The following is a 17658-nucleotide window of genomic DNA, read 5'->3' on the forward strand; positions in this document are numbered from 1 at the left end:
AAATTGAGGCATCGCCTACGTCATTCGCCTCTGTGCGGCCGCCCGACGCTTAGCTATGCTATCACTTTATCGGAGTTGCGAGCATGAAATCGAGACATGGACCCTTGCGCGTTGGGATCGGCGGCCCGGTCGGTTCCGGCAAGACGGCGTTGACGGAGAAGCTGTGCAAGGCGATGCGCGAGGACTATTCCGTCGCCGTCGTCACCAACGACATCTACACGACCGAGGATGCGGAAGCGCTGGTGCGCATGCAGGCGCTGCCTTCGGATCGCATTGTCGGCGTCGAAACGGGCGGCTGCCCGCATACCGCGATCCGCGAGGATGCGACGATCAATCTGCAGGCCATTGCCGGCCTGAACGAGCGGCTTCCTGACCTCGATGTCGTTTTCATCGAATCCGGCGGCGACAATCTGGCGGCAACCTTTTCACCCGATCTTGCCGATATCACCATCTACGTGATCTCGGTATGCCAGGGCGAGGAAATCCCGCGCAAGGGCGGCCCCGGCATTATCAAATCCGACCTTCTCGTCATCAACAAGAAGGATCTGGCGCCTTTCGTCGAGGTCGATCTCGAGGTGATGGATCGCGATGCCACCCGCATGCGCCAGGCACGCCCCTTCGTCTTTTCCGACATGAAGCGCGGCGAGGGCGTCAGCAGGATCGTCGACTTTCTAAAGGAACAGGGCGGCCTTTGAGCCGCCCGTCCTTGTTCCCATATCCGCTGAGACTGTTTTATTCTGCCGCAAAGGGCGGCAGCTTTAGCACATTGGTGCCCACCGACCTGTTTCTTCCATCCTTGTTTTCGATGGCCTCCAGGCGCTCTTCCAGATTGGTGAGCGACTGGCGGTTTTCGTTGACGGCGACGGCCAGGCCTTCCTTGGTCACGACCTCGTCGTCCGCATCTTTCTTGCCGACAAGCCTGCCGAAGAGGTAGCCGAGCAGGCGCGACAGGTCGTCCATGATCAGGAAGAAGGACGGCACGACCACAAGGCTGAGTACCGTCGAGACAATGATGCCGCCGATCACGGCGATCGCCATCGGTGCGCGGAAGGAGCCGCCTTCGCCGACGCCGAGAGCGGACGGTAGCATGCCGGCCGACATGGCAATCGAGGTCATGATGATCGGGCGGGCACGCTTGCGGCCGGCTTCGACGACCGCTTCCAGCCGCGGCATGCCCTGATGCATCATCTCGATGGCGAAATCGACCAGCAGGATGGCGTTCTTCGTCACGATACCCATCAGCATCAGAATGCCGATCATGACGGGCATGGACAGCGCATTGCCGGTCATGATCAAGGCCAGCGCCACACCGCCGATCGCCAGTGGCAGCGACAGCAGAATGGTGAAGGGCTGGATCACATCCTTGAACAGCAGGATGAGCACGGTCAGAACGAGCAGAAGGCCGAGCAGCATGGCATTGCCGAAGCTTTGCTGCATTTCCTTCTGAACCTTGGTATCGCCGCTTTCGGCCAGATGCACGGTTGCCGGGATCTTGGCGTTGTTGACGATATTGAGGAAATGTTCCGATGCCGTATCCAGCGCCACGCCCTGCGGCAGGTCGGCGCCGATCGCAACGACGCGGAAACGGTTGTTGCGCTTGATGGAGGAGAGGCCCTCCGAATAGTCGATGTCGGCCACGCTCGATAGCGGTACAGTGGTGCCGGTGGACGCCTGTCCGGTGGTGCCCATGGATGTCTTGATACGCAACGCACGGATCGCGGCCAGATCTCGGCGCATGCCGAGTGAGGCCTGAACGCGGATTGGGATCTGGCGATCATCGAGCGAGATCTTCGCAAGTGAAGCGTCGATATCGCCGATGGTCGCCACGCGAATCGTATCCGAAATCATCTGCGGCGTGATGCCAAGGCGTGCCGCCTCGTCCTTGCGCGGGAAGATCTGCAACTCGGGCCGCGGCAGGGCGCCGTCGGCGCTGACATTGGCAAGCGCCGGATCGGCGCGCAGCTTGGCTTCCAGAATACCGACGGCCTGATTGAGGTCCTTTTCGTTGCGCGAGAGGAAGTTATAGGTCAGGTCGCGGTCGCCGCGATCGTTCAGCTTGGTGATGCGGACGTCGGGTATCGAGCGCAGCTTGGCAAAGACTTCCTTTTCGATCTCCCATTGCGGGCGCACGCGGCCATGGACGGTAACCTTCGGCAGGTGGGGGCCGATAACGGGGATAGAGCCGAGCACATCGTTCACGAGCTTCTTTGTCAGCGACTGATCGAGCTTGCCGAGCGTCAGCGTCACGGTGGCGCGGCGCAGTTCCAGATCGCCCTTCGGTGAGGCGCCGCCGAGCACGAACACACTTTCGACGCCGTCGATACCCTTCACGCGCCGATAAATCTCGTTGGTCGCCTGCTCGGTATCATCGAGCCGGGCGTTCGGCGGTAGTTCCGCCGACAGAACGATGCGCGAGGAGTCTTCCGGCGGGATGAAGCTGCCGGGGACGAAGACGATGAGAGCGAAGACCGAAACGACCGAGAAGGCGAAGGCGGCCAGCAGCGTCGGATAACGCGTGTACCACTTCTTCGTCGTTAGCCGCACCAGCCAGCTATAGCCACGCATGAAGCGGCCGTCATTGTCGTGATGATCGTCAACGCCGTCTTCGGCGCGCATCAGATAGGCGGCCATCATCGGCGTGATCAGACGCGCCACCAGCAGCGAGAAGAACACCGAGAAGGCGACGGTCAGGCCGAACTGGATGAAGTATTGCCCCGGAATGCCCGGCATGAAGGAGACGGGCACGAAGACCGCGATGATGGTGAAGGTCGTTGCAATGACGGCCAGACCGATTTCGTCTGCAGCGTCGATGGCAGCGCGATAGGGCGTCTTGCCCATCTTGATGTGGCGCGCGATGTTCTCGATTTCGACGATGGCATCATCGACGAGAATACCGGTTGCCAGCGTCAGCGCCAGGAAGCTGACGAGGTTCAGCGAGAAGCCGATCTGGTTCATGATCCAGAATGTCGGGATCGCGGAGAGCGGCAAGGCAACCGCCGATATCAGCGTCGCGCGCCAGTTCCGCAGGAACAGGAAGACGACGATGACGGCCAGTATGGCGCCTTCGATCAGCGTATGCATCGCGGATTCGTAGTTGCCATAGGTGTAGTAGACGGAGTCGTCGATCATCTCGATCGAGACGTTCGGGTTCTCCGCGCGCACCTTGTCGAGCGTGTCGGCAACCGTCTTGGCGACGGTCACCTCGCTGGCGCCCTTGGCGCGGAATACGCCGAAGGTGACGACGGGGGCACTGTTGAACCGCGAAAAGGACTTCGGTTCCTGATAGGTGTCCTTGATGGCGCCAAGATCGGAGAGTTTTACGAAGCGCCCGTTGGTGAGCGCGATCGTCGTGTCGGCGAGCTGGGCGACATTGCGGGCGTCGCCGAGCACGCGGATCGCCTGCTCGCTGCCGGCCACCTGGCCGCGGCCGGAACCAAGATCGATATTGGTGCTGCGGAGCTGCTGGCTCACCGAAAGCGCTGTTATGCCATAGGCGTTCAGCTTGTTGGGATCGAGCTCGATGCGCACTTCGCGATCAGCGCCGCCATAGCGGTCCACTCGGCCGATGCCCGCCTTGCCCTGCAGCGCGCGCTTGACCGTATCGTCCACGTACCAGGACAGCTCTTCGAGCGTCATGTTCGGCGAGGACACGGCGAAGCTCTGGATCGCCTGGCCGACGACATCGACCTTGGAGACGATCGGCTCATCGATGGTCGATGGCAGGTTGCCGCGGATGCGGTCGATGGCGTCCTTGGTGTCCTGAACGGCCTGCTCGGTCGGCACCTCCAATCGGAAGACGACGACGGTCTGCGATTGGCCGTCGGTGATCGTCGATTGTATCTCGTCGATGCCGTTGATGCTGGCAACGGCGTCTTCGATCTCCTTCGTCACCTGCATTTCGAGCTCGGCCGGCGAGGCGCCGCTTTGCGTCACGGTGACATTGACAATAGGGACGTCAATGTTCGGGAAGCGGGTGATGGGCAGATTGAAGAAGGCATGCGCGCCCACGACCATCAGCAGGAAGAAGCCGAGGAGCGGGGCGACCGGATTTCGGATGGACCAGGCGGAGAAGTTCATCTTGTCGTTCTCGCTCAGTTGGAGGCTTGCGACGTATCGCGAACCGGCGTGATGTGGTCGCCGTCGCGAACATAGGCACCGGCCTTGGCGACGACATCATCACCGGCTTTCAGGCCCTTGACGATCTCGACATAGCCTGAATCCTGGATGCCGGTTTCGACGCTCACGAACTTGACCACGCCGTTTTCGACCTTGCGGGCGGAAGAACCGTTTTCCTCGCTGTTGACTGCCGTCAGCGGCAGCGCAACGCCATCTTCCTGGCGAATGATGATCTCGGCGCTACCATACATGCCGGCGCGGGCCTTCTCGCCTTCGTCGATCGTGATATGCACCGCGCCGAGGCGGGTGACGGGATCGACGATTGGAGCAACGAGACGGACCGTTCCGGCAAGCTTTTCGCGACGGCCTGAAAGCGCGATCAAGGCCTTCTGTCCGCTCGTGATCTTGGTGATATCGCTCTCGGACACATCGACCACCAATTCGAGCTGGCTGTCGCGGATGATGGTGAAAAGCGGATCGCCATTGCCGTTGGCGATGGCGCCGACGCGGGCATTGCGCGAGGCGACGGTGCCGGCGACGGGGGTCTTAATGCCTGTTCTGGCAAGCTTGAGATCGGTATCGGCGATCTGGCTGTCGGTAACTTTCAGATCGGCCTCTGCAACGGCGATCGCCTGCTCGGCGGAAACGACGCGCGCCTTGTTGGCGGCGGCGGCGGCATTCGCCTGTTCCACCGAGGAGGTTGACATCGTGCCCTTGGCGCCCATTGTGACGGCGCGAACACGCTGCAATTCTGCCTCTTCGGCATTGGCGCGGGCTTCGGTGAGCTGGGCGTGCAATTGCGCAAGGCTTGCTTCGCCCTTGGCCCGCGTCGCCTGCATCTGGCTCTTCTGCAGAATAAGAGCATCATCGTTCAGCGTGGCAAGCGTGCTGTTCGCGCTGACCTTGTCGCCGACATCTGCGTTGAGAGAGCGGATGGAGAGGCCATCCACCTGCGGCTGGATGTAAACTTCCTCGACGGCCTTCACCGTGCCGGTCGCGACGACCTTATCGGTCAGGTGGCGCATCGTGGCTGTGGTGATGACGATTGCGGGCAGGTTCTGTTTCGGCGCGGTAACCGGGGGTTCTTCCGCCAGGGCGGCAGACACGCCCAGCAGGGAAAGCAGGATTGCGGTCGTGCTCAGAAGTCTAAACGGCGTAAGGGCCATGCGTCCGGTTCCAGTTCGGCGTTTGATAAAATGAGATTTCGCTGTTTTCCGTCGCGAACACGGGGATGCGATGCATGCGGGCCGGCTTCTCCGGCGGATCAATATCCGTCTGTCATGCCTTGCAGTTCCCTCATCCTAAAATCGCCCTGTAGATGGGATCGGTTTTCAATTATCGCAAGATCACGAGAAAATGATTTCGCGGGCATTTCTATCGTCTACAACCCTGCGAAGCAATCACGGCATTGTGATGTCAGCATTCGAATAGTTGATGGCTGAGGGCTTTTCAGCCAGACGGAGCGACAAAGCCAGCGTTTTGTTGCTGCTGTTACAAAATGAAAAAAACGCACGAGGCGGAAACCTCGCGCGTTTTAGCCTCTGTGAGTGCTCCGAGCTTATTTCAGAGCAGCGTCCGTGATCTCATGCGTATAGGCGCCATCCGGCTTCTTGTTGATGATCTTCTGATCGAGCAGGGCTTCGACCGTGCGGTTATAGGTCTTCATGTCGAGCTTGCCGCTGCCGATCAGCTTGGCGACTTCGCCCGCCATGCGCTTCTGGTGGTTTTCATCCTGGCCGCCATTGTCCATGACGATTTCGGCGGCTTCATCCGGATGCTCGACGGCATATTTCCAGCCCTTCATCGACGCGCGGACGAATTTCACCATGTCGGCCTTGAACTTCGCATCCTTCAGCTTGTCTTCTTTGACGTAGAGGCCGTCTTCCAGAAGGTCGTTGCCGAGCTTCGTATAGTTGAAGACGGTCAGGTCTTCGGCCTTGAAGCCGGCATCGATCGCCTGCCAATATTCGTTATAGGTCATGACGGAGATGCAGTCGGCCTGCTTCTGGACGAGGGGCTGCACGTCGAAGCTCTGCTTCAGAACGTTGACGCCATCCTTGCCGCCGTCGGTCTTGAGGCCGAGCTTATGCATCCAGGCGAAGAAGGGATATTCGTTGCCGTAGAACCAGACGCCGAGGGTGTGTCCCTTGAAATCCTTCTCCGTCTTGACCGGGCCATCCTTAGGGCAGATCAGCTCCAGACCGGATTTTTCGAAGGGCTGGGCGATATTGATGAGCGGCACGCCCTTTTCGCGGGCAACCAGTGCGCCGCCCATCCAATCGACGATCACATCGGCACCGCCGCCGGCGATGACCTGCTCCGGAGCGATATCAGGCCCGCCCGCCTTGATATCGACATCGAGGCCTTCTTCCTTGTAGAAGCCCTTGTCCTTGGCAACGAAGTAGCCGCCGAACTGAGCCTGGGCCACCCATTTCAGCTGCAGGGTCAACTTATCCGCCGCCATTGCGCCCTGGGTGGCGGCAAGCGTCATGGCACTTGCCATCAATGCAAACATTATTTTTTTCATGTCTTCACCCTTTCCCTCTGAAGTTATGCCTTGATCCCTTGGAGGGGATCCTGGATTACGTCTGCCCACCACGGATAGACGGATGCCAGAACGTCACCATTCGTTCGATGATGGCGACGATACCGTAGAAGACCGAGCCGGCAATCGCGGCAACCGCGATCTCAGCCCAGACCATATCGAGGTTCAACCGGCCATTTTCGGTTGAGATGCGGAAACCCATGCCCGACATGGGCGTGCCGAAGAACTCCGCCACGATGGCACCAATCATCGCCAGGGTCGAGTTGATCTTCAGCGCATTGAAAATAAAGGGGGCGGCGGCGGGCAGGCGCAGCTTGAAGAGCGTCTGCCAGTAGCTCGATGCGTAGGTGCGCATCAGGTCGCGTTCCATATTGCCGGCGGCGGCAAGGCCTGTCACCGTATTCACCAGCATCGGGAAGAAGGTCATGATGACGACGACGGCGGCTTTCGACTGCCAATCGAAGCCGAACCACATGACCATGATCGGTGCGACGCCGATGATCGGCAGGGCCGAGACGAAATTGCCGATCGGCAGCAGGCCGCGCCGCAGGAAGGCGAAGCGGTCCGCAAGAATGGCGACGATGAAGCCGCTGGCGCAGCCGATGATATAGCCGATCAGGACGGCGGTGAGGATCGTCTGGCGGACATCGATCCACAATGTCGGAATCGAATTGGCGATCCTGGCGCCGATGGCGCTTGGCGGCGGCAGAAGGACCAGGGAAACGCCGGCGCCGCGAGTGACAGCTTCCCAGATGATCAGTATCCATATGCCAAAGATCGCCGGGATCAGCAGGCGCAGCGTATAGTTGCCGGCGGTCGAGTGCAAACGCATCGACGACAGGACGGAAACGCAGCGCCAGGCCAGCAGCCATGAAGCGGCAATCAGAATGAAGAAGGATAGCTGTGCCTTGCCTTCATTGCCGGAAATTCCGGCAAGCAGCAGCCATGCTGCGGCATGTGCGCCGAAGAAGAGGATCGATGCGCTTAGCTCATCGGAGAGACGCATGAAGGAGAGGGCGGCCGCCGCAGCAATCAGAATGAAGATGACGAAGGTAGTTCCGCTGCTGACGGGTGCCGCGGCATCCGCTGCGAGCAGCGGCAATGCGGGGATGGCTGCAAGACAGAGAAGAAGTGCAAGAATGCCCTGCCAGGAGAAAAGAAAGGATCTCATGCCGTTCTGCCTCCCATCGAACGGTCGACGATGCGCGCCGCAATGCTGACGATGCCCACGAGAACGGCCGCAAGCACAGAGCCTGCCACGAGAGCGGCCCATATGTCGATCGTCTGGCTGTAGTAGGAGCCTGCGAGCAGTTTTGCGCCGATGCCGGCGACTGCGCCCGTCGGCAGCTCGCCGACAATCGTTCCGACCAGGCTTGCGGCGATCGCGACCTTCATGGAGGTGAAGAGGAAGGGGACCGAAGCCGGCACGCGCAGCTTCCAGAAGGTCTGCCAGCTGCTGGCATTATAGGTGCGCATCAGATCGAGATGCATGATTTCCGGAGAGCGCAGGCCCTTCGTCATGCCGACCGTGACCGGGAAGAACGACAGATAGGTGGAAATCAACGCCTTCGGGATCAGCCCGTCTATGCCAAGGGCACTGAAGACGACGATGATCGTCGGCGCGATGGCGAGGATCGGGATCGTCTGCGACGCGATGATCCAGGGCATGAGACTGCGGTCGAGCGCGACGAGATGGACGATACCGACTGCAAAGAGGACGCCGAGAATCGTGCCAAAGGCAAAGCCGACTGCTGTTGGCGCCAGCGTTATCCAAGCGTTGTAGACGAGGCTGCGATTGCTTGTCGGCACTCGCAGGAAAGTGTTTTCAAAGACATTCTGCGCTACCTGGTGCGGCGCGGGCAGGGTCGGTTTCGGCTGCGACAGCGTCTTGCCGATGAATTCTACCATCGTCGGTGTTACGTTGCCGCGCCGGTCGAGATCGCGCTGGAATGGCGCATTGAGAATGACGGCGAAGACATACCAGAGCAGGACAATCGCCAGGATGATCGTCGTGACCGGCAGGAACTTGTGCTTGAAGAACTGTTCCTTTTCCATGCTCATGCCCTTCCTTGCGCGGGAAGCAGCATGAGGATCATGGCGATGATGCCAAGACCCACGCCGGCAAGTTGCTGCAGGCTCAGCCGTTCGCCGAAGACGATGAAGGCGATGACATTGACGACGACGAGCTGCGCGATGGAGGAAGCGGAGATCGCCAGGCCAAGTCCGCCCTCGCGCATCAACCGCACCATCATCAGATTGCCGATACAATAGAGCGCGAGCGACAGGATCAAGACCAACATGTTGTTGTTGGCGATATAGGCGCGCGAAGCTGTGGCACCGCCGATAAAGATCGCCATCGCGCCGACAAGCCAGAGGAGGAATTGCGGGTTCATGATATTCCTCCGATTGCGGAGCGGCGTTGTTTTCCCGGCTCCGACAGTACGGCAATTGCATGAGAATGAGGCTGCTTCAGCGCACCTCCTTCTCCCCTCGGGGAGAAGGTGCCGCCAGGCGGATGAGGGGGCTTGCCAAGAAAGCGGAAGCCGATGGCTTTGAAGCGGTTAACCCCCTCATCCGACCCTTCGGGCCACCTTCTCCCCGAGGGGAGAAGGTAAAGACCGCACCGACCTGCTCCTATATGCGATTGCCTTGGGCTCGGTACGGTGAGGGGCCGTCGCGCGACGGAGCCGTCCATCATCCTATTCCTCATAGCTATGCCCTGCTCTCAGCCCTTCCCGGACGCGGTGGGCGATTTCCAGGAATTCCGCCGTTTCGCGAATGTCAAGCGGCCGCTCCGTCGGTAGCGTCGATTCGATGACGTCGGTGACGCGGCCCGGCCGCGGCGACATGACGACGATCTTCGTCGAGAGATAGACTGCTTCCGGGATGGAGTGGGTGACGAAGCAGATGGTCTTGTTCGTCTGTTTCCAGAGTTTCAGCAGCTGTTCGTTGAGGTGGTCGCGAACGATTTCGTCCAGTGCGCCGAAGGGCTCGTCCATCAGGAGAAGATCGGCATCGAAAGCCAAGGCGCGGGCAATGGAGGCGCGTTGCTGCATGCCGCCGGACAGCTGCCAGGGAAACTTGTGTTCGAAGCCGTTGAGATTGACGAGTTCCAGCGTCCGGGCGATGCGCTTGACCTGCTCTTGCTTGTCATAGCCCATGATTTCGAGCGGCAGGGCGATATTCTTCTCGATCGTCCGCCAGGGATAAAGGGCTGCGGCCTGGAAGACATAGCCATAGGCGCGATTTTTTCGGGCATCTTCCGGCGACATGCCGTTGACGCTGATATCGCCCGATGTCTTACGCTCGAGGTCGGCGATGACACGCAGGAAGGTGGTCTTGCCGCAGCCCGAAGGGCCGATGAAGGAGACGAAATCGCCCTTGCGAACATCGAGATCGACATTGCTCAGCGCATGCACCGGCCCGTCATTCGTATTGTAGGTGAGACAGAGATTCCGCGCGGAGACGACGGAGGAAGCGGATGACGTCATTAACACCTACCAGTCCTGTTTTCGCCGCATGTTTGAGGCGGATTGCGTGTTATCCTGTTTGGCATTGCCGCAGTCCGGAGAGGCGAGAAGGTCTTGGGGCTACTGAACAGAGGGGAGCAATGCCATGAGTGTCTCATCGAAGCCCACCTGCCGTCTCGTGCGGCCCGGCAGTACCTATGCCGGAAAACAGGGTCTCAATTATTTCGAAGGGATTGCCGCCGAGACAGTGGGCTCGACGGGGATTTGCATGCATCTTCTGACCATCCCGCCGGGTGCCCGCGCCAAGGCGCATCTTCACGCCTCGCATGAGACGGCGATCTACGCGATTTCCGGAGAGACGCATTGCTGGTTCGGCGACCAGCTGGAAGAGCATGTCATCGTGCGCGAGGGCGAGATGTTTTATATTCCGGCCGGCGTCCCGCATCTTCCCGCGAACTTGAGCGACCGGCCGGCGACAGCGGTCATCGCCCGCACCGATCCGAACGAGCAGGAAAGCGTCGTCCTGCTGCCGGATCTGGAACGGTATGTGCCGTGCTAGAGCCGTCTCGCTTTTCTTTGAATCGCGAAAATGCTCTATCTCCTTGTTTCTACGCAATTCCGGACGGAAAACTGCTGCGCACTTTTCCTGGAATTGCTCTAGATGGCCGATGAGCCGAAGCGCCGTGCCCAAGCGTCATACCCCGCTTGCCGGGATGCCGCTGCGCTGCACCTTGCGTGGCGCGGTGACTTCTTTCCAGGTGGAAAGTGCCCGGTTGACGGCGGTGAAGGGCTCGCGCTTGACGAACTCGCCGTGGCCTTCTCGGGTCTTGACCGTGCCTTCCTCGATGGCGACGATGCCGCGCGTCAGCGTATAGCGCGGCAGGCCGGTCACTTCCTTGCCCTCGAAGACGTTGTAATCGATCGCCGACTGCTGCGTCTTGGCGGTGATGGTTTTCGAGCGCTTCGGGTCCCAGACGACGATATCGGCATCGGCGCCCACAAGGATCGCGCCCTTCTTCGGATAGACGTTGAGGATCTTGGCGATGTTGGTCGACGTGACCGCGACGAACTCGTTCATCGTCAGCCGGCCGGTGTTGACGCCGTAGGTCCAGAGCATGGGCATACGATCCTCAAGGCCGCCGGTTCCGTTCGGGATCTTGGTGAAGTCGTTGAGGCCGAAACGCTTCTGCTCGGTCGTAAAGGCGCAGTGGTCGGTCGCCACCACCTGTAGCGAGCCGGAGGCGAGACCGGCCCAGAGGCTGTCCTGATGCTGCTTGTTGCGGAAGGGGGGTGACATGACACGGCGGGCGGCATGGTCCCAATCTGCATTGGCATATTCGCTTTCGTCGAGCGTCAGGTGCTGGATCAGCGGCTCACCATAGACGCGCATGCCCTTCTGCCGAGCGCGGCGGATGGCTTCATGCGCCTGTTCGCAGGAGGTATGAACGATATAGACAGGCGAACCGGCCATGTCGGCGATCATGATGGCGCGGTTCGTTGCCTCGCCTTCGACTTCCGCCGGGCGGGAATAGGCATGCGCTTCCGGGCCGTTGTTGCCTTCGGCCAGCAGCTTTGCCTGCATCTGCGCGACCACATCGCCGTTTTCGGCGTGGACGAGCGGCAAAGCGCCAAGCTCGGCGCAGCGCTGGAAGGAAGAGAACATCTCGTCGTCATCCACCATAAGCGCGCCCTTATAGGCCATGAAATGCTTGAATGTGTTGATGCCCTTCTCGCGGACGACAGCTTCCATCTCGTTGAAGACCTGTTCGCCCCACCAGGTGATTGCCATGTGGAAGGAATAGTCGCAGGTTGCGCGGGTGGACTTGTTGTCCCACATGGTCAGCGCCTCGAGCAGCGACTGGCCGGGCGAGGGGAGTGCAAAATCCACCACCATCGTCGTGCCGCCGGCAAGGGCAGCGCGGGTACCGCTCTCGAAATCGTCGGAGGAATAGGTGCCCATGAACGGCATTTCCAGATGCGTGTGCGGATCGATGCCGCCGGGCATGACATAACAGCCGGACGCATCCAGCACTTCACTACCCGAGAGATTCTGCCCGATTTCGACGATCTTGCCGCCTTCGATCTTCACATCCGCCTTATAGGTCAGATCGGCCGTGACGATGGTTCCACCCTTGATGACTGTGCTCATGGTGTCTGTTCCCTGTTTTTAAGAGTCTGGCATCCGTGGCGCCCCCTCATCTGACCCTTCGGGTCACCTTCTCCCCGAGGGGAGAAGGAGAGGTGTGGCGAGCCTTTGGTGCAACACAATTTCTGATTGTGTCCGCGGTTTGTTGAGAAAGATGGCGCAACGGAGGGAAGCCCCTTCTCCCCTCGGGGAGAAGGTGCCCGAAGGGCGGATGAGGGGGATGGCCGGGCGTGAGCCATGATCAAGCCACGATCTCCGCCGTCTCAACGACTGCGTGGAACAGCACATCCGCGCCGGCGGTCGCCCATTCCTTGGAGATTTCTTCGGCCTCATTGTGGGAGAGGCCGCCGACGCAGGGGCACATGACCATGGTGGCGGGGGCAACCTTGGCGGCCCAGCAGGCATCGTGACCGGCGCCGGAGATGATGTTCATATGGCTGTAGCCGAGTTTCTCAGCCGCGTTACGCACGGAAGTCACGAGCTTGGGATCGAAGGTGACCGGCTCGAAATGGCCGATGGCTTCGACAGAGCAGCCGACGCCGAGGGCATCGGCGATCTTCTTGCCTTCGGTTTCGATCTTGGTACGCATGCGATCGAGCTTTTCCTTGTCCGGCGTGCGGATGTCGACGGTGAAGACCACCTTGCCAGGCAGGACATTGCGCGAATTCGGCGAGAAGAAAACCTGGCCGACACCGCCGACCGCCCCCGGCTGGTTTTCCATGGCGACGCTCTGCACCATCTCGATGATCCGCGACATAGCGAGGCCGGCATTGACGCGCATGGCCATCGGCGTCGAGCCTGTATGCGCTTCCTTGCCGGTCAGCGTGAATTCCAGCCACCAAAGGCCCTGACAGTGCGTGACGACGCCGATCGTCTTGTTTTCGGCCTCCAGGATCGGGCCCTGTTCGATATGATATTCGAAATAGGCATGCATCCTGCGAGCACCGACCTCTTCGTCGCCGAGCCAGCCGATGCGCTTCAGCTCCTCGCCATAGGTCTTGCCGTCGGGATCCTTGCGGCCATAGGCATAATCAAGTGTGTGCACGCCGGCAAAGACGCCGGAGGCGAGCATGGCGGGCGCGAAGCGCGCGCCTTCCTCGTTGGCCCAGTTGGTGACCACGATGGGATGTTTGGTCTTGATGCCGAGGTCATTCATCGTGCGCACAACCTCCAGCGCGGCAAGCACGCCGAGCACGCCGTCATACTTGCCGCCGGTCGGCTGGGTATCGAGATGCGAGCCGACATAGACGGGCAGCGCATCTGGATCGGTGCCGGCGCGGGTCGCGAACATCGTACCCATCTTGTCGACGCCGACGGTCAGGCCGGCCTTGTCGCACCAGGTCTTGAAAAGGCTGCGTCCTTCGGCGTCGGCATCGGTCAGCGTTTGGCGATTGTTGCCGCCGGCAATGCCGGGGCCGATTTTCGCCATGTCCATCAGCGTATCCCAAAGGCGATCGCCATTGATACGCAGGTTTTCTCCTGGCGCTGCCACCATGATGCAATCCTCACCTGTTTGTCCTGGGGCACGCAAGGCGCATGCCCGAAATTGTTCCCGTTGGTCTTATTTCAAATTCCGGAGCGCCGTCTTGTTTTTCTTGCCCGGAAATCGCCAGTTGCCTTTAGGAGACATCTGACAGATAATTTGACCGATTGGTAAACATTACAACTTCCGTGGCGCGGCTCAAGACGAAAAGCACGAAAAATTCCGATAAAATTTCAGGCGATTGCCAGATCCGATGCATCGACAGGGTGAATGAGGGAACGGCCGAAAGGCTTGGATTTCAAGGAGAAACAGAGCAGATATGGCCATCCCCAGAGCCGCCAGGACGCAGCGCCGTACCCGTATCCAGGAAGAGAAAGAGGAAATCATATTGGAAGCCGCGCTGGACGTATTTTCCGTCAGCGGTTTTCGTGGCTCGACCATCGACCAGATCGCCGAAGTAGCGGGCATGTCGAAGCCCAATCTGCTTTACTATTTCCGCACCAAGGAGGCGATGCATCGGGCCTTGATCGACCGGGTGCTGTTTACCTGGCTGGAGCCGCTGCGCGCTTTCGATGCCAATGGCAACCCCGAAAGCGAGATCCGTTCCTATATCCGCCGCAAGCTCGAGATGGCCCGTGATTTTCCTCGCGAAAGCCGGCTTTTTGCCAATGAAATGCTGCAGGGCGCGCCGCATGTTGAGGACGAGCTGCGTGGGCCGCTGAAGGCGCTTGTGGACGAGAAGGCCGAGGTCATCCGCGCCTGGGCAAAAGCCGGCAAGATCGCCAAATGCGATCCTTATCACCTGATCTTTTCGATCTGGTCGACCACACAGCATTATGCGGATTTCGACGTACAAGTGCGCGCGGTGCTTGGCGACGAGCATTCTGGCGAGGGACGTTTCGAGGATGCTGCCCGCTATCTGGAACAGCTTTTCGTCGACGGGCTTCGGATTCGTCAGGGCTGAGCCGCGGCTCGATCCTTCGGAGGATTGCGCCTAAAATAATAGGCGACCGCAGCAAGCTGTGGTCGCCTTTTGAATGATTGCGGACTTTACCGTTATTCCGCCGCCTGGCGTGCCATCGGATTGTTCGGATGCGTCGTCCAGTTGGCATAGTTCGGATCGACGATCTTGCCGGTGCGCTTGTCGAGGGCGCCGGCCGGCAGTTCTTCCATGGTGATGCAGTTCTCGACCGGGCAGACGTTGACGCACAGATTGCAGCCGACGCATTCCTCTTCCATCACCTCGAAGCGCCTGACGCCATCGACCATGTTGGTGATCGCCTGATGCGAGGTGTCCTCGCAGGCGATGTGACAGCGGCCGCACTTGATGCAGGCATCCTGGTCGATCTTCGCTTTGGCGATGTAGTTGAGGTTCAGATACTGCCAGTCGGAGACATTCGGCACGGCGCGGGCGATAACATCGTCCAGAGTACGATGTCCCTTCTCGTCCATCCAGTCGGAAAGGCCGGTAATCATCTCCTCGACGATCTTGAAGCCATAGGTCATGGCTGCCGTGCAGACCTGCACGTTGCCGGCGCCGAGCGCGAGGAATTCCGCTGCATCGCGCCAGGTGGTGATGCCGCCGATGCCCGATATCGGCAGGCCATAGGTTTCAGGATCGCGGGCTATCTCGGCCACCATGTTGAGCGCGATCGGCTTCACCGCCGGGCCGCAATAGCCGCCATGGCTGCCCTTGCCGCCGACAGTCGGGTTCGGAGCGAAATTGTCGAGATCGACGGAGACGATCGAGTTGATCGTATTGATCAGCGACACGGCATCGGTGCCGCCGGCCTTGGCGGCTCGGGCAGGTTTGCGGATATCGGTGATATTGGGCGTCAGCTTGGTGATGACGGGCATGCGCGTGTACTGCTTACACCAGCGCACGACCATTTCGATATATTCCGGCACTTGTCCGACTGCGGAACCCATGCCGCGCTCGGACATGCCGTGTGGACAGCCGAAGTTGAGTTCGATGCCGTCGGCTTCCGTTTCCTCGACCAGCGGCAGGATCGCCTTCCAGGCATCCTCGACGCAGGGGACCATGATCGAGGCGATCAACGCGCGATCCGGCCAGTTCTTCTTCACCTGCTTCATTTCGCGCAGGTTGGTATAGAGGTCGCGGTCGGTGATCAGTTCGATGTTGTTGAGACCGAGCAGACGTCGGTCGGCGCCCCAGATCGCGCCGTAGCGCGGGCCGTTGACGTTGACGACTGGTGGACCTTCTTCACCGAGCGTCTTCCAGACGACGCCGCCCCAGCCCGCCTTGAAGGCGCGCTCGACGTTATAGGCCTTGTCGGTCGGCGGCGCGGAGGCCAGCCAGAACGGGTTCGGAGACTTGATGCCAACGAAATTATTGCGGAGATCAGCCATATCGGTTCTCCTTTCAGGCGACTGCAGCGGCCGGCGTGGCGGCAGCGAGCGCACGGTTGATGGATTCGGCCGCGTCGCGACCCTGTGCCACGGCCGAAACCGTCAGGTCGTCGCCGCCAAGCACGCAGTCGCCGCCGGCCCATACGCCTTCGATCGAGGTGCGGCCTTCGCCATCAATGGCGATGCGGCCGGATTCCATGCGCAGCGCGCCGAGGCCTGAGGCTTCGAACGTCTGGCCGATCGCCTTGAAGATCTGGTCGGCAGCAATGACGCCGACATCGCCGGTGCCAACGAGCTTGCCGTCACGCAGCTCGGTATATTCGACCTCGATGCCAGCGACCTTGCCGTCCTTGTCAAGGATGCGCTTCGGCGCGAGCCAATGGCGGATGATGACGCCCTTGGAGGCGGCCAGATCCTGCTCGAATTCCGAGGCGTTCATGTGTTCCTTGCCGCGGCGATAGCAGATCGTCACCTCTTCGGCGCCGAGCAATTTTGCCTGCACGGCTGCGTCGATCGCGGTCATGCCGCCGCCGAGAACGACGACGCGGCGGCCGATGGCGATATCGGCCTTGTTACCAGCCTGGCGCAGTTCGGCGATGTAAGCAACGGCATCAGCGACGCCCTCGAGATCCTCGCCTTCGGCGCGCAGTGCGTTGACGCCGGCAAGGCCGAGGCCGAGGAAGACGGCGTCATATTGCTGAGAGAGGTCGGAAAGGCTGAAATCGCGGCCGAGTGCCTGGCCGTTTTTCACCTCGATACCGCCGATGGCGAGCACATAGTCGACTTCCTTTTGCGCGAAGTCGTCGACGGCCTTATAGGTTGCGATGCCATATTCATTCAGGCCGCCGGCCTTCTCGCGGGCATCGAAGATGGTAACGTCATGACCCTTGACCGCAAGACGGTGTGCGCAGGCAAGACCGGCCGGACCGGCGCCGATGACGGCGATCTTCTTGCCGGTGGATTCGGCGCGCGTATAGAACTGCTTGTTCTCAGCCATCGCCGTATCGGTTGCATAGCGCTGCAGACGGCCAATCTCGACCGGGCGCTCCTCGGCAGTATTGCGCACGCAAGCCTGCTCACAGAGCTGTTCGGTGGGACAGACGCGGGCGCACATGCCGCCGAGGATGTTCTGATCGAAGATCGTTTTCGCCGAGCCGATGGGATTGCCCGTGGAGATCTGGCGGATGAACATCGGAATGTCGATGGAGGTGGGACAGGCCGTCATGCACGGCGCGTCGTAGCAGAAATAGCAGCGGTCGGATGCGACCAGCGCCTCATGCTTGGTGAGGCGCGGGTGAAGATCGGAAAAGTTTGCATCATATTCGGCGGGCGTGAGCCTGCCTTTATGAATCCCAGTTTCCAGTCGTCCCATTGAAGTTCCCTCTTATAGTAAACGGCTAGTACTGGAACGGTAACTCAGCTTAAAAAATTTATCAAACGGTAAAATTTTGATCGCAAAGCGTGCCTCGATACGCCTTCCTGTGGGAGAACGAGAACGTTTTCGATCACTGGAGCTTTTATCTTAAAG

The 17658-nt window shown here is 60.2% G+C and carries 14 protein-coding genes; 3 read left to right on the forward strand and 11 right to left on the reverse strand.

What is annotated here, in order from left to right; all coding sequences use genetic code 11:
• Positions 1-83 precede the first annotated feature (83 nt).
• Positions 84-695, forward strand: a complete 612-nt coding sequence (gene ureG, locus JJQ51_RS19180; protein ID WP_113351601.1) for an urease accessory protein UreG — start codon at positions 84-86, stop codon at positions 693-695.
• Positions 696-732: 37 nt separating this feature from the next.
• On the opposite strand, the gene JJQ51_RS19185 is transcribed toward ureG, so the two are convergent.
• The 7 genes from JJQ51_RS19185 to JJQ51_RS19215 form a co-directional block, all read right to left on the reverse strand.
• Positions 733-4077 (reverse strand): efflux RND transporter permease subunit, encoded by a 3345-nt coding sequence (locus JJQ51_RS19185; protein WP_113351600.1) that lies wholly within the window; start codon positions 4075-4077, stop codon positions 733-735.
• Between the two features lie 14 nt (positions 4078-4091).
• The gene (locus JJQ51_RS19190) at positions 4092-5282 is read right to left on the reverse strand and encodes an efflux RND transporter periplasmic adaptor subunit (protein WP_113330238.1); all 1191 of its coding nucleotides are present in this window, start codon (positions 5280-5282) and stop codon (positions 4092-4094) included.
• A 392-nt stretch (positions 5283-5674) separates the two neighbouring features.
• Positions 5675-6643 (reverse strand): ABC transporter substrate-binding protein, encoded by a 969-nt coding sequence (locus tag JJQ51_RS19195; RefSeq protein ID WP_113330237.1) that lies wholly within the window; start codon positions 6641-6643, stop codon positions 5675-5677.
• A gap of 55 nt (positions 6644-6698) precedes the next feature.
• Positions 6699-7832, reverse strand: coding sequence for an ABC transporter permease (locus tag JJQ51_RS19200; protein WP_269245111.1), 1134 nt, complete (start codon positions 7830-7832; stop codon positions 6699-6701).
• On the reverse strand, positions 7829-8716 hold the full coding sequence (locus JJQ51_RS19205) for an ABC transporter permease (protein ID WP_113330235.1): 888 nt from the start codon (positions 8714-8716) through the stop codon (positions 7829-7831). The genes JJQ51_RS19200 and JJQ51_RS19205 overlap by 4 nt, the downstream gene beginning before the upstream one ends.
• A gap of 2 nt (positions 8717-8718) precedes the next feature.
• Positions 8719-9054, reverse strand: a complete 336-nt coding sequence (locus JJQ51_RS19210) for a hypothetical protein (protein ID WP_113351598.1) — start codon at positions 9052-9054, stop codon at positions 8719-8721.
• 306 nt (positions 9055-9360) lie between these two features.
• The gene (locus JJQ51_RS19215; RefSeq protein ID WP_113351711.1) at positions 9361-10152 is read right to left on the reverse strand and encodes an ABC transporter ATP-binding protein; all 792 of its coding nucleotides are present in this window, start codon (positions 10150-10152) and stop codon (positions 9361-9363) included.
• A 124-nt stretch (positions 10153-10276) separates the two neighbouring features.
• Between JJQ51_RS19215 and JJQ51_RS19220 the strand changes: the two genes are divergently transcribed.
• Positions 10277-10690 carry a cupin domain-containing protein gene (locus JJQ51_RS19220; RefSeq protein ID WP_113351712.1) on the forward strand — a complete coding sequence of 138 codons (414 nt, stop codon included), beginning with the start codon at positions 10277-10279 and terminating at the stop codon, positions 10688-10690.
• 135 nt (positions 10691-10825) lie between these two features.
• On the opposite strand, the gene hydA is transcribed toward JJQ51_RS19220, so the two are convergent.
• Together hydA and JJQ51_RS19230 are read right to left on the reverse strand one after the other, a co-directional pair.
• Complete coding sequence (gene hydA / locus JJQ51_RS19225; protein WP_113351713.1) at positions 10826-12280, reverse strand: dihydropyrimidinase; 1455 nt, start codon at positions 12278-12280, stop codon at positions 10826-10828.
• A gap of 238 nt (positions 12281-12518) precedes the next feature.
• The gene (locus JJQ51_RS19230) at positions 12519-13772 is read right to left on the reverse strand and encodes a Zn-dependent hydrolase (protein ID WP_269245112.1); all 1254 of its coding nucleotides are present in this window, start codon (positions 13770-13772) and stop codon (positions 12519-12521) included.
• Between the two features lie 307 nt (positions 13773-14079).
• Between JJQ51_RS19230 and JJQ51_RS19235 the strand changes: the two genes are divergently transcribed.
• A complete protein-coding gene (locus tag JJQ51_RS19235; RefSeq protein ID WP_113330229.1) occupies positions 14080-14724 on the forward strand; it encodes a TetR family transcriptional regulator C-terminal domain-containing protein in 645 nt (214 codons plus the stop codon).
• 92 nt (positions 14725-14816) lie between these two features.
• Here JJQ51_RS19235 and preA read toward each other — a convergent pair whose 3' ends face one another.
• Together preA and JJQ51_RS19245 are read right to left on the reverse strand one after the other, a co-directional pair.
• Positions 14817-16130 carry an NAD-dependent dihydropyrimidine dehydrogenase subunit PreA gene (gene preA, locus JJQ51_RS19240; protein ID WP_113330228.1) on the reverse strand — a complete coding sequence of 438 codons (1314 nt, stop codon included), beginning with the start codon at positions 16128-16130 and terminating at the stop codon, positions 14817-14819.
• 13 nt (positions 16131-16143) lie between these two features.
• Positions 16144-17502: an NAD(P)-dependent oxidoreductase gene (locus JJQ51_RS19245; RefSeq protein WP_113351715.1), complete on the reverse strand. Its 1359-nt coding sequence runs from the start codon at positions 17500-17502 to the stop codon at positions 16144-16146.
• Positions 17503-17658 lie beyond the last annotated feature (156 nt).

Origin of the sequence: Rhizobium sp. AG207R (genome assembly GCF_027109195.1) — a bacterium.
Lineage (GTDB): Bacteria > Pseudomonadota > Alphaproteobacteria > Rhizobiales > Rhizobiaceae > Rhizobium > Rhizobium dioscoreae.